This is a genomic window from Streptomyces sp. NRRL S-350 (assembly GCF_000719705.1).
In the GTDB taxonomy this organism is placed as follows: Bacteria; Actinomycetota; Actinomycetes; order Streptomycetales; family Streptomycetaceae; genus Kitasatospora.
Genome location: NZ_JOHO01000024.1, coordinates 75,556 through 96,127, shown reverse-complemented (window position 1 = coordinate 96,127; position 20,572 = coordinate 75,556). Strand labels below are relative to the sequence as shown.

Genomic DNA, 20,572 nt, shown 5'->3' with positions numbered 1-20,572 from the left:
GGTGTTGACGAAGAAGCCGACCAGGTCGTCCAGGGCCTCGTCGGTGCGGCCGGCGATGGCGGTGCCGAGGGGGATGTCGGTGCCGGCGCCGAGGCGGGACAGCAGGGTGGCCACCGCCGCGTGCAGGACCATGAACAGGGTCGTGCCGCTCTCCCGGGCCAGGGCGGTCAGCCCGTCGTTCAGTTCCGGGCCGGTGAGTGCCGTGACGACCTCACCCTGGTGGGAGGCGACGGCCGGCCGCTGCCGATCCAGCGGCAGGGCCAATTCCTCGGGCATGCCGGACAGTTGGTCCGACCAGTAGGCGAGCTGCCGGGCGGCCAGGCCGTCGGTCTCGTCCTCCCCGCCGAGGAGTTCGCGCTGCCAGAGCGTGTAGTCGGCGTACTGGACGGGCAGCGGTTCCCAGTCGGGCGCACAGCCGGCGGTGCGGGCGGCGTAGGCGGTGGAGAGGTCGCGGGCGAGCGGTGCCATGGACCAGCCGTCACCGGCGATGTGGTGCAGCACCAGTACCAGGACGTGGTCGTCCTCGCCGATCCTCAACAGCTCGGCCCGGAACGGGATGTCGGTGGCGAGGTCGAAGGTGTGGGCGGCGGCCCTGGTGACCCGGTCATCCAGCTCCTCCTCGGTCACGGATGCCGTCACCAGGGGGATCCCGCCACTCGGCGCGATCTCCTGGCGCGGCTCACCCGCCATCGCCGGATACCTTGTGCGCAGCGCCTCGTGACGGTCGGTCACGTCGCGCAGTGCCGCGCGCAGGGCGTCCTCGTCCATCCGGCCGCGCAGGCGCAGCGCGAGCGGGATGTTGTACGTCGCCCCGCCCTGCTCCCACTCCCGCAGGAACCAGAGGCGCTGCTGCGCGTACGACAGCGGCAGCGGCTCGGGCCGTACGGCCGCGGCGGTGAGCGCCGGACGCTGTTCGCCGCCGTCCCGCAGCGCGGCGGCGAGGCCGGCCACGGTCGGGTCGCGGAAGAAGACCGCGAACGGCACCTCGGCGCCCAGGGCGGCCCGGATCCGGCTGACCAGCTTCATGCCGAGCAGCGAGCTGCCGCCCAGGTCGAAGAAGTTCTGGTCGATGCCGACCCGATCCCGGCCCACCAGCTGGGCGAACAGGGCGCACAGGACCTCCTCCTCCGCGGTGCGCGGGCCGCGCAGTGAGGTGGTCGGCTCGGCGGCCGGGGCGGGCAGGGCGGCGCGGTCGACCTTGCCGTTGGAGTTGAGCGGGAGCGCGTCGAGCACCACGAAGGCGGACGGGACCATGTACTCGGGCAGCAGTTCGGCGGTGTGCGCGCGCAGTTCGGCGGTGTCGACGGCGGCTCCGTCGGCGGGGACGACGTACCCGACCAGCCGCTTGTCGCCGGGCCGGTCCTCCCGGACGACGACGGTGTGCAGGCCGACGCCGGGGAAGCCGGCCAGGGCGGCGGCGATCTCGCCGAGCTCGATGCGGAAGCCGCGGATCTTCACCTGGTGGTCGGCGCGGCCGACGAACTCCAGGGTGCCGTCCGGCAGCCACCGCACCAGGTCCCCGGTGCGGTACAGCCGGGCTCCGGGCTCGAAGGGGCTGGCCACGAAGCGTTCCGCGGTCAGCCCGGGACGGGCGACGTAGCCGCGGGCGAGGCCGTCGCCGCCCAGGTACAGCTCGCCGGTGACGGCCGGCGGGACGGGGCGCAGCGCGTCGTCCAGGACGTAGGCACGCATGTTGTCCATGGGCCGGCCGATCGGCACGGTGGCGCCGACCCGGTGCGGGGCGCGCAGCGGCAGGCAGGTCGCGAAGGTGGTGGTCTCGGTCGGGCCGTAGACGTGGACGAACTCGGTGTCCGGGCACAGGTCGAGGACGCGCTGGATGGCCTCGGGCGAGCAGGCCTCGCCGCCGCTCCACACCTGGCGCAGGGTGCGGAAGGCCGTCGGGTCCTCCTCGGCGATCAGGTTGAACAGCGCCGTGGTGAGGAAGGCGCTGCCGATGCCGTGCTCGTCGGCCAGCCGGCGCAGCAGCGGCGCGTCCAGCTGTCCGGCCGGGGCGAGCACGGCCTGCCGGCCGGAGAGCAGCGGCACCCAGAGTTCGTACGTCGCCGCGTCGAAGGCGTGCGAGGAGTGCACCAGCACCCGGTCCTGGGCGGCGCCGTCCCAGTGGCGGTCGGCGGTGAGGGCGAGGATGTCGCGGTGGCTGACGGCCACCCCCTTGGGGGCGCCGGTGGAGCCGGAGGTGAACATCACGTAGGCCAGGCGGCCGGGTTCGACGGGCGGTGTCACGGGCGCGGTGTCGGGGCACTGCGCGAGCCCGGGGTCGGCGTCGACGACGAGGGTGCGGACCAGGCCCGCGAGGGCATCGCCGGGGGTGGTGGCGCGGTCGGTGAGCAGGACGGGCGCGCCGGTCTGCTCGATGACCGAGCGCATCCGGGCCTCGGGGTAGGTGGCGTGCAGCGGGACGTACGCGCCACCGGCCTTGAGGACGGCCAGCAGCGCGACGACCAGGTCGGCGGAGCGCTCCATCAGCACCGCGACGGCGGTCTCCGGGCCGACGCCCAGGCCGAGCAGCCGGTGGGCGAGCCGGTTGGCGCGGCGGTCGAGCTCGGCGTAGCCGACCGGGCCGTCGTCGGTGCGCAGCGCCACCGCCTCGGGGGCGCGGCGCACCTGGCGGGCGAAGGCCGCCACGACGTTCTCCGCGCGGCCGTCCGTCGGCGCGGCGGTGTCGTTCCACTCGCTGAGCACGGTGTGACGCGACCCAGCGTCGAGCAGTTCGAGTTCGTCGGTGTTGCGGTTGGCGCCGCCCTCTCCGGCGGACTCCAGGAAGGCGGACAGCGAGCGGTGCAGGAGGGCGAGCTCGGCCGCGGAGACGCTGCCGGGGCCGGCCTGCAGGGTGAGCCGGCCGGTGGCCGGGTCCAGGGCGACGACCAGGCCCTCGGCGCCGCCCTCCGCGGGCGGTTCGCCGAGGACCACCAGCGGGCCGGCCACCCCGTAGCCGGTCCGGCGGCCGGGCAGCAGCGCGGCCAACTCCTCGGCCGGGACGCCACGATGGGCCAGCGCCTCGGCGAGGGCGACGGCCGCCGATCCGACCAGGTCCGGCAGGGCGGTGCCGGGCGCCGGGTCGAGCCGGACGGGCAGCGCCCGGTGACCGGGCGCCGGGATGCCGACGAGCTGGTCGGACTCCGGGTGGACCCGGCCGAGGAAGGCCGCCGTGAGCGCGACCAGCACCGCCTCCAGTCCCGTCCCGGCCCGGTCGGCCAGCTCGCGCAGGCCCGTCACCGAGCCGTCGGTCAACTGCCCCACCACGGAGGACGGTTCACCATCCGCCCCGGTGACGGGCAGCAGCGGCCCGGTCTGCTCGGTGCGTCCGGCGAGCCGCTCCTGCCACCACTGCTGCTCGTCACGATCGGCCGACATCTCGCTCACTCCGCCTTCTCTGCTGCTGTCTCAGGGGAATCGGGGGGAATATTGGGGGCTTGGGGATTCAGGGCTGGGAATTCAGGGGGCCTGGGCTCGGGGGGCCAGGGGAACCAGGGGAATCAGGGAACCCCGGCGCGGCCGCGCGCAAGCCCGGCCCGCCGGGCGCGGGGACGGGCCGGGAACGTCCCGGCCCGCAATTCCGCGCCCCGCATCGTCCCGACCACTCTTCCGGGCCGCATTGTTCTCGGTCCGGGCGACTCACCGGTCACGGCAATTCCCAGGTCCGGGCAATTCCCAGATCCGGGAAATACGCCGCTCCGGGAAATCTACCGGGCCCGGCATTCCTCGGCCCGGTGATCAGGCCGGCCCGGTGATCGGGCCCGGTGATTCGGCTCAGGCCGAGTGGACGCCGGGGACCTTGGGGTAGGCGCTGGCCTGCCAGACATACTGGACGCCGGTGATGTACCGGGTCAGCCGCTCGAACCCGATGCCGAATCCGGCGCTGCCCGGAATCCCCTCCCGGACCATGTCCAGGTACCAGCCGTACTTCGCCGGGTTCTCGCCGGTCTCCCGCATGCGGGTCACGATGCGGGCGTACTCGAACTCCCGCTCGCTGCCGCTGGCCAGCTCGCCGAAGCCCTCGGGGGCCAGCAGGTCGAAGTTGCGCAGCAGGCCGGGCTGCTCGCGGTTCTCGCGGTCGTAGAAGCCGCGCGAGCCCTTGGGGTAGTCGGTGACGAAGAACGGGCGGGTGGCCTCGCGGGAGATCCGCGCCTCGGCCGCCCAGTCGATCTCGGCGTGCGGGTCGCCGTCGACCCGCTCGATCGCGTCGGTGTGGGTGATGACGTCGAACGGGTTCTCCAGCAGGTCGGTGAAGGCCTCGACGTCCCGGCCGAGCTCCTTCAGCTCGCCCGGCATGGTGGTGACGATCTCGCGGACCGCGGCGACCACGATGCCCTGGGCGACGCCCATGATCTGCTCGCGGGTGTATCCCGCCACCTCGATGTCGATCTGGTGGAACTCGGCGAGGTGCCGGCTGGTGTTCGCGGTCTCCGGCGGCTCCAGGCGGATGTTGGGGGCGATGCAGAAGATCTTGTCGAAGGCGTGCAGCGCGGCCTGCTTGTAGAGGATCGCGCTGGTCATGAGCTTGTAGCGGCGACCGTAGTAGTCGATGTCCACCTGCTTGGCGCCGCGGCAGCCCGGGTCGGTCACCGGGCCGATCACCGGCGCGTGCAACTCGGTGAATCCGGCCTCGTCGAGATGGCGGCGGATCGCCATCAGCATGCGGTGCTGAATTCGCAGGACGGTGCGGGTGGTTTCGGAGGAGAGGTGTTCCCGGGGAGTTCCGGGAAGCGGCCGCTCCGCCGCCTCGATCGGTGATTCCTGCAGAGCGTGCTCGGACATGCCGCGGCCCTCGCTTCTTTGTGGGCTTCTTTGTGGAATTCCTGCTGGAATGAATGTAGGCGCTGGAATTCCGGTTGGGCGGCAGTTGCGGGCGGCAGCTTTCCGGGCCGTTTCGCCGGCGGATTCCCGCCGGTTCGGGGACGGATCCGTACCTGGCTCGGGTGCGGATCCGTGCCTGGTCCCGGGCCGGTTCGGGCCCGGGCTCAGGCCTGGTCGAGCCGGCGTTCCAGGAAGGCGACGCCCCGGTCGACGGTGACCAGCCGCCAGTTCTGCTTGGCCATGTCGTTGAGGGCGTCCGCCCAGTCGCCGTCCCCGGAGTCGGTGGAGAGCGATTCGAGGAGCATGGTCGCGTACTCGTACTCGGATTCCCTGGGCACCAGCTGCAGATCCATCAGTTCGGACCGGTCGATGTCGGGGCACGGCCGGGCGGCCCGTTCGAAGGCTTCGCGCCGGTCGGCCTTGAGCCGGAGGGCGTCGGCGAGCATCCGTACGGTGTCCCGTCGGGGCCGTTCGGCCCGGCCGCGCTCCAGGTCGCGGATGGCGCGGACGCTCATCGCGGAGAAGTCGGCGAGTTGTTGCTGCGTCATCCCCTCTTCGGCCCGGTAGAGCTGGAGAAGGGATCCGAATCTGTTCACCTTGTGCGGCGTGTGCACTGCCCCTCCACAGGATGGCTGGTACGAGGTGTCTGGCGGTGTCGGGCGATCGGTCCGCGGGGTTCGTCCGGGGTGCGGGGCGCCGCGTGCGGGTGCCGCGTGCGGGCACGCCGTCGTGCCGCGGGTGCGCGGGTGCGCGGGTGCGCGGGTGGGCGGGTGTCGGCGGGGTGCGGGCGCCGGCCGCCGGGTCCGGAGCGGCGTGCGGGCGGGCCCGCGACGCCCGCGGGGCGAGGCCGGTCGGGGCCGGCGCCGCCCGGGTTGTCGCGGGCCGGGTTGTCGCGGACCGGTTGCGGTGGAATCGCGGGGACGGGGCGACCGGTGGGTGTCGCGTGGCCGCCGCGAGCGGTGTGGGCGGCGTGGACGGCGGGGGCGGCGTGTGAACTCAGTGACGCGTGCGGCCGGTGTGACTGGTGGGACCGGCGGGAGCCGCCGTCGACTGTCGGGAAGCGGCGTTCGTATCGGCACTTGGCCGGTTCATGCCTACGACTTCCCGTTCGTGATGTGGTAGCCGACGTTCCGGATCGGTCGTCGGACTCGGAACCGGGGGCGGCCGGTGGGGCCGGGAGTCCGGCGGGGACGGGGCCGGACGGGGCGCCGGGTAAGGACGGGGCAAAGGACCCGCGATCAGTCCCAGCCGGTGGTCTTGGGGTCGGTGGTCGGGGTCGGCGCGGGCGCCGGGGTCTGCGGCTGGCTGGTCGTGTCGGTCGCGGCGGCGGCCGCGGTGCGGGTGCCGGCGTGGGTTCCGGTGTGGCTGTCGGCGTCCGCGGGGGTGGTGGCGGCGAGGCCCAGGAGCGGGGCGGCGACCAGGGTGAGCACGGCGGCGGACGTGGCGAGCGACAGGCGGCTGAACACGACGGTCCTCTTCTCGGTGGTGGGCGGATCGGAGGGTCGGGAGCGCGTGCGGTGGTGCTTCCGGGCGGTGCCCGGGGTGCTGCTCGGGCCCCCGGTCACCGGCCCGGGCCCCCAGTCCTGCGGGGGCTGCTCCCTGGCCGGTGACACCAGATTCCCGTGCCCCGGCGCTTCTCGCTAGCTCTGGTCGGTGTCCTGAACCGGCAGTCGCATAGTCCGTCCACCGTGACCGGGGAGTTCGAGCAGCCGGTCGTAGTACTCGGCGACCAGGGCGCCCGAGCAGCCCAGGAGGAGGGCCTGCCGGAAGACGGGTTCGTGTGCCAACGCGCTCTGGGTGACAGCGCGCGCGACGTGCTCGGCGGCGACCAGCGACGGAGCCATGACGTAGAGGCTGACCGTCAGTGATCCGGCCTCCAGGAGGTGCACGCAGAGGTGTTCGACCCCCGTTCGCGGACTGGCGTGGCGGAGGAGGGCCTCCGTCAACTGCTGTGGCTCGGTGGGCTCTGCGGCGAGTCGGACTCGCGCGTGGACAAGATGCACCAGTCGAGCTTGCGCATCGGGGCCGAGCAGGGACAAGCCGAGCCCGAGGCCGCTGTATGCAGGGTCATAAACCGGCCAGTGTCGCCCAGCCCCAGGCCAATAGGCCCCGGTTCGAGAAGGATGGTCTTTACCGAAGGCCTGTTCGGCGTGTTTTGATGCGGGCTCGTGGTGAAAGCGTGACGCAAGGGGGTTGTTTTCGTGCTGGACGCACTGGGTCTGGATGACACCTGCACGAGCGTCTACCGGGCACTGCTCGCGAATCCGGACGCCGGGCTGGGGGAGCTCTGCACCCTCGTCGGGATGGCCGAGAACGACTTGCGGGCGGTACTGGACAAGCTCGGTGCGCTGGCCCTGATCCGCCCGTCCTTCGACGAGCAGCGGGTCTACCGCGCGGTCGATCCGGAGCTCGGTCTCCAGGCGCTGATCGCCCGCCAGCAGGAGCGGCTGGCCGCCGAGCAGCAGCGGGTCGAGCAACTGCGGGTGGCCGCCGTCCAGTTGGCCGCCGACCTGGCGGCGCACCGGCCGCGGCACAGTGTGCCGGACATCGAGCGGCTGGACGGCATCGCCGAGATCCGCGACCGCATCCGGGTGTTGGTGCAGGCGGTGCAGAGCGAGGTGATGACGCTCGCGCCCGGCGGCGCCCAGAGCGCGGCCAGCATGGACGCCGCCAAGCCGCAGGACGAGGAACTGCTGGGCCGCGGCGTACGGATGCGGACCCTCTACCTGGACAGCGTGCGCAACAGCCCGGCCACGGTGGCGTACGCGAAGTGGCTGTCGGGGCTGGGTGGTGAGGTCCGGACGGCGCCGTCGCTGCCGATCCGACTGATGATCATGGACCGGAGCGTGGCGATCGTGCCCACCGACGGCGAGAACAGCGCCGCCGGCGCGCTGGTGCTGACCGGCAACGGCACGCTGACCGCACTCTGCGCGCTCTTCGACTCGATCTGGGACCAGGGCGTCCCGCTCGGCTCGGCCTCCCGCGACCGCGACGGGCGCGGCCTGACCTCGCAGGAGGCCGAGGCCCTGCGGATGCTCGGCCAGGGGCTGACCGACGAGGCGGTGGCCAAGCGCCTGGGCGTCTCGCCGCGCACCGCCCGCCGGATCGCCGCCGACCTGATGGAACTGCTCGGTGCCCGCAGCCGCTTCCAGGCGGGCACCCGGGCGGTGGCCAGGGGCTGGCTGACCGGCGAGGAGTGAGCCCGCAGGGTGGCGGGGTGGCGGCGGGACGGCCCAGTGGGCCACCGAAGCGCCGGGCACCGCAGCGCCGGCCACCGCGGCGCCGGGCACCGGCAGGCCCCAACTGCCGCCGCCAACTGCCGCTCCCCGCCGCCCGGTTCTTCCTAGAGTGGCGGCCGGCCGAGGCCAGGGCGCCTGCTCCTGTGGCCTGCGCCCGAAGTCCGGTCGTTCGACCCATCCGACCCAGGAGAGGCTTCATGAAGCACACCCGACTCACCGCCACCGGGGCGGCCGCGCTCATCGCGGCCGGCCTCGCCGTCGCCGGAGCCGCCCCGGCGAGCGCCGCCCCGGCCAAGGCCGAGCGCATCACCTCGATCCAGCAGCTGCACGAGAGCCTGCAGCAGGCGATCGCGATCGAGCAGACCCAGAACGGGCAGCTGAGTTCCGACAGTGTCGGGAGGGCCGCCCTGCTGAGTTCCAACAGCGTCGGGCGGGTCGCCCAGGAGACCGCGGGGGCCGGGTCCGAGCTCCCCGCCTGCTGACCCGGAGGTGAGCACCGTGGGAACCGACGAGTCCACCCCCTCCTGGTGCCCGAGCGGCGACGCGCACGCGCCCGAGGCCGTCGTCCTCGGAGTGCGTTCCGGTACGGACGGCCAGGTGGCCTACCTGGCCGAGCCGGTGCCGGCGGGCGACGTGCTCGGAGCCGTCCCGGAGGGGATCTCCCCGACCCGGGTGCTGCGGTTCGCGTCGCACTGCGTCTCGGACTGCATCAACCGCTCGGGCACCGACTGCACCCTGGTCGACCGGGTGCTGGCCCTCCCGACGAAGGGCGAGGCACGCGCGGTTCCCCGGTGCCACCTGCGGACCCAGTGCCAGTGGTGGCGCCAGCGCGGCGTGGACGCCTGCCACCACTGCCCGGCCGTCTCCACCACGCACTACCAGGACGACGAACTGTCGGAGCTGGTGGCCGATCCGTCCACCACGCCCGAGCAGTTGGAGGCCTGGATCGCGGCGGCGAGCTGACCGGCACGTCGAGGCCGCCACCCGCCGAGCGGCGGAACGGCCGAAACGCGGAACGGCGAAACGGCGGAGCGGCCGCAGGTCAAGGCCTGCGGCCGCTCCGCCGTTCCGGCCCCGGAGCCCTCAGTGGCCGTCGGCGGGGACGGTGCCGAGCCGACCGGCCTGGAAGTCCTCCATGGCCTGCTGGAGTTCGCGGTGGCTGTTCATCACGAACGGGCCGTAGTGGGCGACGGGTTCGCGGATCGGGAGGCCGCCGAGGAGGACGACCTCGAAGTTGGCCGAGCGCGAGTCCTGCTTGTCGTCGGCGCGGATGGTGAGGGTGTCGCCGTCGCCGAAGACCACGGCCTGGCCCATGTGGAACGGACGCCGCTCCGCGCCGGCCGAGCCGCTGCCGGCGAGGCCGTAGGCGAGGGCGTTGAAGTCCGGGCGCCAGGGCAGGGTGACCTGGGCGCCGGGGTTCACGGACACGTGGATCATCGTGATGGGGGTGTGGGTGGCGCCGGGGCCCTGGTGGCCGTCGACCTCACCCGCGATGACCCGGATGAGGCCGCCGCCGTCGGCCGAGGCGAGGAGCTTGACGTTGCCGCCGCGGATGTCCTGGTACTTCGGGGTGATCATCTTGTCGGAGGCGGGCAGGTTGACCCACAGCTGGAGGCCGTGGAACAGGCCGCCGGACATCACCAGGGACTCGGGCGGGGTCTCGATGTGGAGGAGGCCGGAGCCGGCGGTCATCCACTGGGTGTCGCCGTCGGTGATGACGCCGCCGCCGCCGTGCGAGTCACGGTGAACGAACGTGCCGTCGATGATGTACGTGACGGTCTCGAAGCCGCGGTGCGGGTGCCAGGGGGTGCCCTTGGGCTCGCCGGCCGCGTAGTCCACCTCGCCCATCTGGTCCATCATGATGAACGGGTCCAGGAACTTCTGGTTGATCTTGGCGAAGGCGCGGCGGACGGGGAAGCCCTCGCCTTCGTAGCCCTCGGGGGCGGTGGCCACGGCGAGGACCGGTCGCGCGTTCGCGACGGCGGCGTCCGGGGTGGTGACGCGCGGGAGGGTCAGCGGGTTGTCGACGGTCACGGCGGGCATGTCGGCCTCCTTCGGGGGTTTCTGCGGCCTACGTCCACGAGATTAGTTCAATACTCAACAACAAGCAAGTTGAAAATTGAACTATGAGGGGACGGAGGGGCGCGGGCCCCTCTTCGCGCCGGGACCGCCTAGCCGTACATCCGGCGCATCGTGAAGTCGACCATCTGCTCGACGGCCTTGGCGTCGAACACCATCCGGTGCTCGCCCTCCATGTCCAGCGCGAAGCCGTAGCCGGTCGGCAGCAGGTCCAGGACCTCCGCGCCGCTGACGGTGAAGTGCTTGGAGTCCTTGCCGGCGTAGCGGCGCAGCTCCTTCAGCGAGCTGAACATCGGGATCACCGGCGTCGGGGTGTTGTGCAGCGCGAGGAAGCCGGGGCGCTCGCCGCGCGGGCAGTGCACCTTCGAGGTGATGAAGATCGCCTGGAAGTCCTCGACCGCCATCGAGCCGGTGGTGAAGGCCCGGACGGCGTCCGCCAGCGAGGGCGGGGAGGGTTCCGGGTAGAGCGACTGCTGGCTCGCCTGGGACTGTGCGCCGTAGGCGTCGGCTCCGGGCATGCCGTTCATGCCCGGCTGCGGTCCCGCCTGCTGCTGGTAGGGGTCGCCCGGGTATGCGTTCTGGTCATATCCGTACACACGGACAGGTTAGCGGGAGCGCACCCGCTCGCGCTGGCGTCGATCCTGACAAGGAGTGGCCGTCCGGGCTGTGGGACGTGACCACGTTCATAGCGGATTCACCGCAGAGGGCTTGCCCAAGTTACCGCTGGGTAGCATCATGATGCCTACTGGTGGGTACGGGACGCCGGAACGCGGCGGTCTCCCGGAAGCGACGAACCGGAGAAAACGGCCATGGGTCACTACAAGTCCAACCTGCGTGACGTGGAGTTCAACCTCTTCGAGGTGTTCGGCCGCGAGCAGGTCTACGGCACCGGACCGTTCGCGGACATGGACGTCGAGACCGCGAAGAACATCCTGAGCGAGATCGCGCGCCTCGCCGAGAACGACCTCGCCGCGTCCTTCGTCGACGCCGACCGCAACCCGCCGGTCTTCGACCCGGAGACCAACACCGCGCCGATCCCGGCCACCTTCAAGAAGAGCTACCAGACCTTCATGGACGCCGAGTGGTGGCGCCTGGGCATCCCGGAGTCGATCGGCGGCCAGGTCACCCCGAACTCCCTGATCTGGGCCTTCGCCGAGCAGATCCTGGGCTCGAACCCGGCCATCTGGATGTACTCCTCCGGCCCGGCCTTCGCCGGCGTCATCGCCGAGGAGGGCACCGAGGAGCAGCTGGCGGTCGCCAAGCGGATGACCGACCGCCTCTGGGGCTCCACCATGGTCCTCACCGAGCCCGACGCGGGCTCCGACGTGGGCGCCGGCCGCACCAAGGCGATCAAGCAGGAGGACGGCTCCTGGCACATCGAGGGTGTGAAGCGCTTCATCACCTCGGGCGAGCACGACATGTCCGAGAACATCATCCACATGGTGCTGGCCCGCCCCGAGGGCGGTAAGCCGGGCACCAAGGGCCTGGGCCTGTTCATCGTCCCCAAGTTCGACTTCGACTGGGAGACCGGCGAGCTGGGCGAGCGCAACGGCGTCTACGCCACCAACGTCGAGCACAAGATGGGCCTCAAGGCCTCGAACACCTGCGAGATGACCTTCGGCGCCAAGCACCCGGCCAAGGGCTGGCTGCTGGGCGAGAAGGTCGACGGCATCCGCCAGATGTTCAAGATCATCGAGTTCGCCCGCATGATGGTCGGCACGAAGGCCATCGCCACCCTCTCCACCGGCTACCTGAACGCGCTGGAGTACGCCAAGGAGCGCGTGCAGGGCGCCGACATCTCGCAGTTCCTGGACAAGACCGCCCCGCGCGTCACCATCACCCACCACCCCGACGTGCGCCGCTCGCTGCTGACCCAGAAGGCCTACGCCGAGGGCATGCGCGCGCTGGTCCTGTTCACCGCGTCCACCCAGGACGACATGCTGGCGGCGAAGCTGCGCGGCGAGCGCGACGAGGCCGCCGAGCGCCTGAACGACCTGCTCCTGCCGATCGTCAAGGGCTACGGCTCCGAGAAGTCCTACGAGCAGCTCGCCCAGTCCCTGCAGACCTTCGGTGGCTCCGGCTACCTGCAGGAGTACCCGATCGAGCAGTACATCCGCGACGCCAAGATCGACACCCTGTACGAGGGCACCACCGCGATCCAGGGCCAGGACTTCTTCTTCCGCAAGATCGTCAAGGACGGCGGCCAGGCGCTGACCGCGCTGTCCGAGCAGATCCAGAAGTTCCTCGCCTCCGCCGCGGGCGGCGACGCCCTGGCCGCCGAGCGCGAACTGCTCGCCAAGGCCGCCGGCGACCTGGAAGCCATCATCGGCAAGCTGCTGGCCGACCTCTCCTCGGTCGAGCAGGACGTCAAGAACATGTACAAGGTGGGCCTCAACACCACCCGCCTGCTGATGGTCTCCGGCGACGTGGTGGTCGGCTGGCTGCTGCTGCGCCAGGCCGCGGTGGCCCTGGCCAAGCTGGAGGCCGGCGCCTCCGAGAAGGACGTCCCCTTCTACCAGGGCAAGGTCGCGGCGGCCCGCTTCTTCGCCAAGAACATCCTGCCGACCGTCGCCCCCCAGCGCGTGATCGCCGAGGGCATCGACAACGAGATCATGGAGCTGGCGGAGGAGGCCTTCTAAGGCCCCGCACCCTTCCGACCGCCTGACACACCCTCACACCGAAGGGCCCGGCTGCCACCGGGCCCTTCGGCGTGCCCGGGCGTCCCCCGACAGCCCCGCGCCGCCCCAGAGCCCCCACCGCCCCGCGCCCGGCCTGTCGGCGCCCCGCGCCCGGACCGGCGGCGCCGCCCGCCCGACCCGGCGCGAGCAGGGACGATGCCGCGGAAGTACGCAGCCCGGTACGGGTCGTTGACGGCTCCGCCCGGCGCGAGAGGTTCCGAGTGCCCTGTCTGTGTACGGGCATATGCTCAACGTGCGAAGCCGCTCCCCATCCGGCTTCGGCCCTCCCTCAACCCAGGAGCAGCATGTCGACCGCCGCCCGCCAGGCATTCTTCGACCGGACGCACAGCGACGATCTGATCGCGTACCTCGGCACCTCGCCGTCCCCGTACCACGCGGTCGCGAGCGCCGCGGAGCGGCTGGAGAAGGCGGGCTTCCGGCAGGTCGCCGAGACGGACGCCTGGGACGGCTCGGCAGGCGGCCGCTACCTGATCCGCGGCGGGGCCCTGATCGCCTGGTACCTGCCGGAGGGGGCGGGCCCCGAGACCCCGTTCCGGATCGTCGGCACCCACACCGACTCGCCCAACCTGCGGGTCAAGCCGCTGCCCGACACCGGCTCGGCCGGCTGGCGGCAGGTCGCCGTGGAGATCTACGGCGGCGTCCCGCTGAACACCTGGCTCGACCGTGACCTCGGCATCTCCGGCAGGCTCGCGCTCAAGGACGGCACCGCCCGCCTGGTCCAGCTGGACGAGCCGCTGCTGCGGGTGCCGCAGCTCGCCATCCACCTGGACCGCCAGGTCAACGAGGGCATGAAGCTCGACAAGCAGCGCCACCTCACGCCGATCTGGGGCCTCGGCCCGGTCGACGAGGGCGGCCTGATCTCCTACGTCGCCCAGCGGGCCGGCCTGGACGCGGCCGACGTGTTCGGCTGGGACCTCATGACGCACGACGTGCAGCCCGCCTCCTACCTCGGCCGCGACCGCGAACTGCTGGCCGGGCCGCGCCTGGACAACCTGCTCTCGGTGCACGCGGCCACCGCCGCGCTCGCCGCCGTCGCCTCCGCCTCCGGCGCCGCCGCACTGCCGTACATCCCGGTGCTGGCCGCCTTCGACCACGAGGAGACCGGCAGCGAGTCCGACACCGGCGCGCAGAGCCCGCTGCTCGGCAACGTCCTGGACCGTTCCGTCCACTCGCGCGGCGGCACTCCGGAGGACCGCGCCCGGGCCCTCGCCGGCACCGTCTGCCTCTCCTCGGACATGGGCCACGCCGTCCACCCCAACTACGCCGAGCGGCACGAGCCGGGCCACCACCCGATGCCGAACGGCGGACCGATCCTCAAGGTCAACGTCAACAACCGCTACGCGACCGACGGCGTCGGCCGGGCGGTGTTCGCGGCCGCCTGCGAGCGGGCCGGCGTGCCGTGGCAGACCTTCGTCTCCAACAACGCGATGCCCTGCGGCACGACGATCGGCCCGATCACGGCGGCGCGGCTGGGCATCAAGACGGTGGACTGCGGCATCGCGGCGCTGTCCATGCACTCGGCGCGCGAGCTGTGCGGCGCGGAGGACCCGTACCTGCTGGCGAGCGCCATCAAGGCCTTCCTGGAGGCCTAGCCCCGGGGGTCCCCCCGACACGGCAGAGCCCGGCGGAGACGTCCTCCGCCGGGCCCTGCCGTCGTCGGGAGCCGGGCTACTCCAGGCCGGCCAGGACCAGCGGGAGGCGGCGGGCGCCGTCGGCGACCAGCTTCACCGGCACACCCCAGTCCTGCTGGTGCACGTGGCACGCCGGGTACTCGATCTTCGGGTCGTCGTCACAGGAGGCCGCCATCGCCGAGACGTGCAGCACGCCCTCGGCGACGTCCTCCGACAGCACCAGCTCGCGGGAGAGGTCGCTGTCCGCGCCGGCGCCGGAGACCAGCAGCTCGGGCGGCGTCGAGCTGACCAGCAGGCGGGTGGACGGGCCGTAGCGCTCGTCCAGCTTCTGGCCGCTCGGCGCGGAGAAGACCACGTCCAGCCGGAAGGCGCCGGGTGCGACCTCGGTGGCCGCGCGCTGGGTGCGGTGCGCCACCGACTCGACCCGAACCGCCTCCTCCGGCAGGCGCAGCCTGGTCAGCTTGTGCCGGGCGGACTCGACGACCACGATGTCGCCGTCCACCAGCACCGCGCCGGAGGGCTCGCGCAGGTCGGTGGCCAGCGTGCTGACCTCGCCGGTCGCCGGGTCGTACCGGCGCAGCGCGTGGTTGTAGGTGTCGCTGACGGCCACCGAGCCGTCCGGCAGCACGGTGACGCCCAGCGGGTGCTGGAGCAGAGCCTGGTCGGCGGCGCCGTCGCGGTGGCCGAAGTCGAACAGGCCGGTGCCGACGGCCGTTTCCACCGTGCCTGTTTCACGTGAAACCAAGCGCAGCGCGGAGGTCTCGGAGTCGGCGACCCAGAGCCTCCCGCCGTCCGCCGAGACCGCGAGGCCGGACGGCTGGGCGAACCACGCCTCGGCCACCGGCCCGTCCACCAGGCCCTCGTTGGTGGTGCCGGCCGCGACCCCGACCGTGCCCGCCGCCGGGTCGTACGCCCACAGCTGGTGCACGCCCGCCATGGCGATCCACACCCGGCCGTCGAACCAGGCGACGTCCCACGGCGACGAGAGGTCCACCTCGCGGGCCGGGCCCTCGGTGGCCGAACCCTGCCACCACTGGCGGCCGGTGCCGGCCAGCGTGGTGACGCTGCCGTCGGCCAGCCGCAGGCCGCGCAGGGCGTGGTTGACGGTGTCGGCGACGACCACGTCGTAGTCGTACGGGTGGCCCTCGGGCAGCAGCGCGAGGCCCTGCGGCTCGCTGAACCGCGGGCTGGTGCCGTCCACCAGGCCGCGCTGCCCGTCACCGATCCGACGCACCACCGTCTCGCCGTCCTCGGCCAGCTCGACCAGCGAGTGGTGGCCGGAGTCGGCGACCAGGAAGTGGCCGTCCGGCAGCCGGACCGCCTTGCCCGGGAACTTGAGGTCCCCCGCCGTCGGCTCCGGCGCCACGTACGGCCCGTCACCCCGCCGCAGCGTGCCCTTCGCCGCGTGCTCGGCCTCCAGCTCCTCGACCAGCCGCGCGATCGCGTGCGCATGGCCCTCACCGGCGTGCTGGGCGACCACGTACCCCTCCGGGTCGATCACCACCAGCGTCGGCCAGGCCCGTACGGCGTACTGCTTCCAGGTGGCCAGCTCCGGATCGTCCAGCACCGGGTGGTGCACCTCGTACCGCGCGACGGCGTCCACCACGGCCTGGTGGTCGGCCTCGTGCACGAACTTCGGCGAGTGCACCCCGACGATCACCACGGTGTCGCGGTGCTTCTCCTCCAACTCCCGCAGCTCGTCCAGGACGTGCAGGCAGTTGATGCAGCAGAAGGTCCAGAAGTCCAGTACCAAAATGCGACCTCGGAGGTCGGCGAGGGTCAGATTCTTGCCGCCGGTGTTGAGCCATCCACCGGCGCCGACCAGTTCAGGGGCGCGGACACGTGCACGAGAAGCCATGCCCCAATCAAACCCCACCGGGGATGTCCGCATTCCGGGCGTCTCGGTTCAGTGGACCGGCATGCGGGCGGCGCTGGTCTCCACGATCTCGCGGGCGACCAGTAGCGGGGTGTCCTCCCACCCGAGCAGAGCCTTCGTGATGGCGACCGCCGGAACGATGCTCGTCCCACGCTCCACCAGTACGGCCTGCACCGCGTCCATGCCCTCGCTCGCGAGCACAGGACGGCACTCTTCGACCAGCGCGGTCCACTGCGCGGCTACCTCAGGCCATAGCCCGGCGGCGTACTCGAACATGGCATCTCCTCGCGTCATGAAGGCATGGCACCGAAGGGCCGTTGACCGGCTCACAGCGAGTAGCCGTGTCCTACGCCAGGATCTTTCCAAGCCCCGGGGCAGAAATGCTGCTGGTTTCCTGGCTGCGAGAGTCGAGAGCCGATCACGGGCGATCCTGAGCCCGACCGCCTGTCACGGGAATGACAGCGGCCGGTCAAGAGTTGCTCGACGTCTTGTGCTGGGCCTAACCGAGGTAGGGGGAAATCCGCTGCTCCAGGAAGTGCCGGAGCCGCAGGTGCTGGGTGTGGTGCATCGGCAGGTCGGCGACCTCCTCGGGGAGGACGAAGCGAAGGTCGGTGGACTCGTCGGAGATGCGCAGCGTGCCGCCCGTCACCCGGGCGGTGAAGCAGACGTTGAACTGCTGCCGTACCTCGCCGTCCGAGTAGGCGATGACGTGACGCGGGTCGGTGTAGGTGCCGACCAGGCCAGTGATCTCGACTTCCAGGCCAGTCTCCTCGAAGACCTCCCGCACGGCCGTGTCCGGTAGTGACTCGCCGAGGTCCATCGTTCCGCCGGGCAGGGCGTACAGGCCGTTGTCGACCCGCCGCTGGAGCAGGATGCGCCCGGCCTCGTCCGTCACGACGGCGGAGGCGGCGACCACCAGTCGATTGGGCTTGGGGGCGTCGGGATCGTCGTAGTACTCGGTCCGTGCCATGGATCAGCTCTCCTCGACCGGTCGGGCGGTGCTCCACACTGCATCGAAGCTCGAAGCGTAGGTGTCGAAGAGCGTTCCCGCACCTGTCCGTCGAAGGTGCCAGACCGGCGCTCCGTAGGCGTTCACGCCCCACACGTGGGCGTTCACCAACAACTGATCGTCGGCCCGGTAGAGGCTGTTGTAGAGCGTGGTGCCGTGGGTGCGAACCTCGATGCCGGGCGTGCCGATGAGCGGCCGGTAATGCATGAGGGCGAGCCTGCACCGGGACTCGATGCCATGGCCGAACTTCTCCTCCTCCCCGCGCTGCCGCACGTTCTCGCTTTCGGGGTCGCCGATGGCGATTCGGACCGTACAGCCCTCGGCGGCACGCTCCCGGAGCAGATCGTTGAGCCGTGGGTACGCCTCGTGGAGGAAGACAGCGGCGTAGACGAGCACATCGACACGCTCGGTGGCCGTCTCCAGCAAGTCCACGATGACGGACACCGGTAGGTCGGCACGCTGCTCATAGAGCGCCACCAGTTCGGCGCTTATCGCCCTGGCAGCGCGTGGCTGCCGCAGACTTGGCCACAGTGCGAACATGTCTTCTCCCAGCGCTTCGGCAGCCACACGGGCCGTCCCTAACCGGGGCCTCCGATTCTGATTAGCCCAGCGCTCGACCGACTTGGTGTCGACGCCGGCCTTGTCCGCCAGGGCGGCACACGTCCAACCACCCGACGCCATAACGGCTTTCAGTCTCTCGTTCGGCATCTCGCGTGTCTCCCCGCAAAGTCCGGACTCTTGTAGGGACGTTGTACCGCCTGAGGGACGTTCTGAAGTGTCCTTTGCGCGAGGTTTCACCGTCCCGGACGTTGTCGGATCTTGGTGACAAGTCGGTGGAGGGAGGCCAATGAAGGCGAAGAGCCGGGGTGCGCAGGCGTCCCTCGAACGCAGGATGCCCCATGGAGGGAGTTAGTCGTATGGCGCTGGTCGAAAGCATCCTGCCGATCATGGCCGAGACCGCCCCGGACGCCGGTCTGTGCCCCGCGTGCAAGCTCTTCGACGGTATGGACGCGCAGTACCCGGGCAAGCCCACGATCCTGCGCAAGGTCGCCAAGTGGCGTGCCCAGCATGTGGATGACGGGGAATGTCTGGCGGTGCGCGGTGACGGATGACGCCCAAGTGGCCCCGCAGGTCCCCATGGAGGGCCCCGGCGGGGATGCTGAGCCTGTAGACCCATTCGGATGGGTGAAGTCCCACCCCAGGCCCCCTGGGCGGGTCGCCGAGCCCCGACCGGTTCTGACTCCGGAGGAGTTCAGCGAGGCTCCGCTCGCGCCGGCGAATCGGCGACGGCGGGCCGAGCTGCTGGCGAAGGTACGCGACGCCAACCACCACCTGAGGCGCTGAGGCGCCTGTCTGACTCCCGCCCCTGCCTGGGCGGGTGCACGCCCCGGGGACGAGCGTTCCCGGTGCCATGCCAGTTCGAGAAAGGACGCGCACCATGGGTGACAAGAACAAGGGCGGCCCGAACGACGGCGCGGGCGGGAAGCACTCCAAGCCCGGCGGGCCCGCCATCGGCCCGAGCCCGTCGAAGGACGGCCAGAAGCCGAACCCGGACCCGAAGCACAAGAAGTGAGCACGGCTGAGGAGTTGCGTGCCGCGCTGGTGGCGGTGCTGACCGAATCGGGGTCGCTGACGGCGGACTGGGTTCCGTCCGTGGCGGCGGTGCCGCGCCACGTGTTCCTCCCGGAAACCATCTGGGCGGACGAGGAGGGCGGCGACACCGAGTGCCGCCGGGACAAGGACCCCGAACGGTGGCTGCGGCTTGCCTACGCCGACGTGCCGATCGTCACGCAGTGGGACGACGGGGCCGAAGACGGCGAGCACACCGTCCCCACGTCGTCGGCTTCCATGCCCACGATGGTCGTCGAGATGCTGGCCGACTTGGACACCGAGCCCGGTCACCGCGTGCTCGAAATCGGCACGGGCACCGGCTACAACGCCGCGCTGCTGACGCATCGCCTGGGAGCCGAGATGGTCTCCACGGTCGAGGTGGACCCCGGGGTCACCAGCGCGGCACGTACCGCACTGCACGGCGCCGGCTTCGCGCCCGAAGTCGTGTGTGGTGACGGCTCGCTCGGGTGGCCCGTGGCCGCTCCGTACGACCGGCTGATCTCCACCGTGTCCCTGCGGACCATCCCGCCCGCCTGGCTGGCACAGACCCGGCCGGGCGGGGTGGTCGTCAGCCCGGTCTCCCCGCTGCTGGGCGGCGGGGCAATCGTCCGCCTCAGGGTCGGCGACGACGGGACGGCGAGCGGCAGGTTCACCAGGAGTTCCGCGTTCATGCTGCTCCGGCAGCAGCGGTACGACGGCGCCCCGGTGGACGACTACCTGCCGGGAGAGTGGCCCGGTGACTCCGAGCAGTCGTGGACGAAGGTCGACCCCGAGGTCATCGGGGACGAGTGGCCCGGTGACTCCGAGCAGTCGTGGACGAAGGTCGACCCCGAGGTCATCGGGGACGACTGGCTGTCTCTGTTCGCGTGTGCCCTCGCGCTGCCGGATGTGTACTACCGGCGGAACGACTACGGCGAGGGCCGGACGTGGTGGCTGTTCGACACGGCTGCCACGTCCTGGGCCACGGTGGACTCCGTGCCCGGGGAGTCCCGTTTCGAAGTCCGGCAGTCCGGGCCCCGGCGGCTCTGGGACGAGATGGAGGCCGCCCACAACCGGTGGACAGCCGCCGGACGGCCCGGGTACGACCGGTATGGGCTCACGGTGACACCCGGCGGACAGACGGCCTGGCTGGACGATCCCGGCAACGTCCTGCGGTGACTCCAAACCAGCCCGGTCGCTGATACATCTCCCGCAGGGCGATCGGGCCACATCTCCCGCTGCCGGGGAAGGCACGCCGAGCGCAGCGGGTCGGCCTCGGCCCCTGTCTCATCTCATGACGGGCGGCCGGGGCTTCCGCGTGCCCGAAATGCGAGAGCCCCCGGGCCCCTCCGGGCGAGGGGTGTCCCGAGGGCACTTGGTTACAGACTGGTGCGGGTGCCTGAACACCCGCTAACGGCGCTTAGCGGCGCTTTCAAGGGCCCTCTTTTCACACCTCTCGATGCGAACTCCGTTGCAAGAAATAGTTAGTTGATCGATTGGGAGCCTGAAAACGGCATTACACCCAGGGTGTGAGTTTTGAGCTGGGACCGAGATCGCTGCGGCGACAAAGCTGGGAACTTCGGAAGCGCCCCGCCCACCCGGCACAGCCACGATCAGGCACGCCGACGGCA

General features: G+C 71.5%; 19 protein-coding genes. 8 read left to right on the top strand and 11 right to left on the bottom strand.

The genetic code is table 11. The features are described 5' to 3' along the window. From IF30_RS0122410 to IF30_RS0122390, 5 genes are all read right to left on the bottom strand, one after another. On the bottom strand, positions 1-3,375 hold a 3,375-nt coding region (locus IF30_RS0122410), incomplete at its 3' end, for a non-ribosomal peptide synthetase (RefSeq protein WP_234322800.1). Positions 3,376-3,771: 396 nt separating this feature from the next. Continuing rightward, entirely contained in the window at positions 3,772-4,779 is a 1,008-nt protein-coding gene (locus IF30_RS0122405; protein ID WP_051710820.1) for an asparagine synthetase A, read from the bottom strand. A 203-nt stretch (positions 4,780-4,982) separates the two neighbouring features. Next, positions 4,983-5,414 (bottom strand): helix-turn-helix domain-containing protein, encoded by a 432-nt coding sequence (locus tag IF30_RS0122400; protein ID WP_234322797.1) that lies wholly within the window; start codon positions 5,412-5,414, stop codon positions 4,983-4,985. Between the two features lie 642 nt (positions 5,415-6,056). Continuing rightward, the gene (locus IF30_RS0122395; protein WP_158835364.1) at positions 6,057-6,284 is read right to left on the bottom strand and encodes a hypothetical protein; all 228 of its coding nucleotides are present in this window, start codon (positions 6,282-6,284) and stop codon (positions 6,057-6,059) included. 174 nt (positions 6,285-6,458) lie between these two features. Then, positions 6,459-6,707, bottom strand: a complete 249-nt coding sequence (locus IF30_RS0122390; RefSeq protein ID WP_030241225.1) for a hypothetical protein — start codon at positions 6,705-6,707, stop codon at positions 6,459-6,461. Between the two features lie 312 nt (positions 6,708-7,019). On the opposite strand from IF30_RS0122390, the gene IF30_RS0122380 reads away from it, so the two are divergent. The 3 genes from IF30_RS0122380 (at position 7,020) to IF30_RS0122370 (ending at position 9,020) form a co-directional block, all read left to right on the top strand. Then, positions 7,020-8,018 (top strand): helix-turn-helix transcriptional regulator, encoded by a 999-nt coding sequence (locus IF30_RS0122380; protein WP_030241219.1) that lies wholly within the window; start codon positions 7,020-7,022, stop codon positions 8,016-8,018. Positions 8,019-8,254: 236 nt separating this feature from the next. Continuing rightward, positions 8,255-8,539 (top strand): hypothetical protein, encoded by a 285-nt coding sequence (locus IF30_RS0122375; protein ID WP_063752737.1) that lies wholly within the window; start codon positions 8,255-8,257, stop codon positions 8,537-8,539. A gap of 16 nt (positions 8,540-8,555) precedes the next feature. Continuing rightward, on the top strand, positions 8,556-9,020 hold the full coding sequence (locus IF30_RS0122370; protein WP_037900809.1) for a hypothetical protein: 465 nt from the start codon (positions 8,556-8,558) through the stop codon (positions 9,018-9,020). Positions 9,021-9,140: 120 nt separating this feature from the next. Here IF30_RS0122370 and IF30_RS0122365 read toward each other — a convergent pair whose 3' ends face one another. Further along, the gene (locus IF30_RS0122365) at positions 9,141-10,100 is read right to left on the bottom strand and encodes a pirin family protein (protein ID WP_030241210.1); all 960 of its coding nucleotides are present in this window, start codon (positions 10,098-10,100) and stop codon (positions 9,141-9,143) included. A 128-nt stretch (positions 10,101-10,228) separates the two neighbouring features. Beyond that, a complete protein-coding gene (locus tag IF30_RS0122360) occupies positions 10,229-10,732 on the bottom strand; it encodes an SseB family protein (RefSeq protein WP_030241208.1) in 504 nt (167 codons plus the stop codon). A gap of 213 nt (positions 10,733-10,945) precedes the next feature. On the opposite strand from IF30_RS0122360, the gene IF30_RS0122355 reads away from it, so the two are divergent. Beyond that, positions 10,946-12,775 carry an acyl-CoA dehydrogenase gene (locus IF30_RS0122355; RefSeq protein ID WP_030241205.1) on the top strand — a complete coding sequence of 610 codons (1,830 nt, stop codon included), beginning with the start codon at positions 10,946-10,948 and terminating at the stop codon, positions 12,773-12,775. Positions 12,776-13,119: 344 nt separating this feature from the next. Beyond that, positions 13,120-14,427, top strand: coding sequence for a M18 family aminopeptidase (locus tag IF30_RS0122350; RefSeq protein WP_030241202.1), 1,308 nt, complete (start codon positions 13,120-13,122; stop codon positions 14,425-14,427). 76 nt (positions 14,428-14,503) lie between these two features. Here the strand turns inward: IF30_RS0122350 and IF30_RS0122345 are convergent, their stop codons facing one another. From IF30_RS0122345 to IF30_RS0122330, 4 genes are all read right to left on the bottom strand, one after another. Then, complete coding sequence (locus IF30_RS0122345; protein WP_030241199.1) at positions 14,504-16,324, bottom strand: NHL domain-containing thioredoxin family protein; 1,821 nt, start codon at positions 16,322-16,324, stop codon at positions 14,504-14,506. Between the two features lie 48 nt (positions 16,325-16,372). Beyond that, a complete protein-coding gene (locus tag IF30_RS0122340; RefSeq protein ID WP_030241196.1) occupies positions 16,373-16,618 on the bottom strand; it encodes a hypothetical protein in 246 nt (81 codons plus the stop codon). A 223-nt stretch (positions 16,619-16,841) separates the two neighbouring features. Then, entirely contained in the window at positions 16,842-17,312 is a 471-nt protein-coding gene (locus tag IF30_RS0122335; protein ID WP_030241193.1) for an NUDIX domain-containing protein, read from the bottom strand. A gap of 3 nt (positions 17,313-17,315) precedes the next feature. After that, positions 17,316-18,059: a helix-turn-helix domain-containing protein gene (locus IF30_RS0122330; RefSeq protein ID WP_030241191.1), complete on the bottom strand. Its 744-nt coding sequence runs from the start codon at positions 18,057-18,059 to the stop codon at positions 17,316-17,318. 209 nt (positions 18,060-18,268) lie between these two features. Here IF30_RS0122330 and IF30_RS0122325 point away from each other — a divergent pair, with 209 nt between their 5' ends. The 3 genes from IF30_RS0122325 to IF30_RS0122315 all read left to right on the top strand — a co-directional run bounded on the left by IF30_RS0122325 (position 18,269) and on the right by IF30_RS0122315 (position 20,120). After that, positions 18,269-18,463: a hypothetical protein gene (locus tag IF30_RS0122325; RefSeq protein WP_030241189.1), complete on the top strand. Its 195-nt coding sequence runs from the start codon at positions 18,269-18,271 to the stop codon at positions 18,461-18,463. A 326-nt stretch (positions 18,464-18,789) separates the two neighbouring features. Continuing rightward, positions 18,790-18,924, top strand: a complete 135-nt coding sequence (locus IF30_RS50275; protein WP_267884560.1) for a hypothetical protein — start codon at positions 18,790-18,792, stop codon at positions 18,922-18,924. Continuing rightward, positions 18,921-20,120, top strand: coding sequence for a hypothetical protein (locus IF30_RS0122315; protein WP_030241186.1), 1,200 nt, complete (start codon positions 18,921-18,923; stop codon positions 20,118-20,120). The genes IF30_RS50275 and IF30_RS0122315 overlap by 4 nt, the downstream gene beginning before the upstream one ends. Positions 20,121-20,572: the final 452 nt, after the last annotated feature.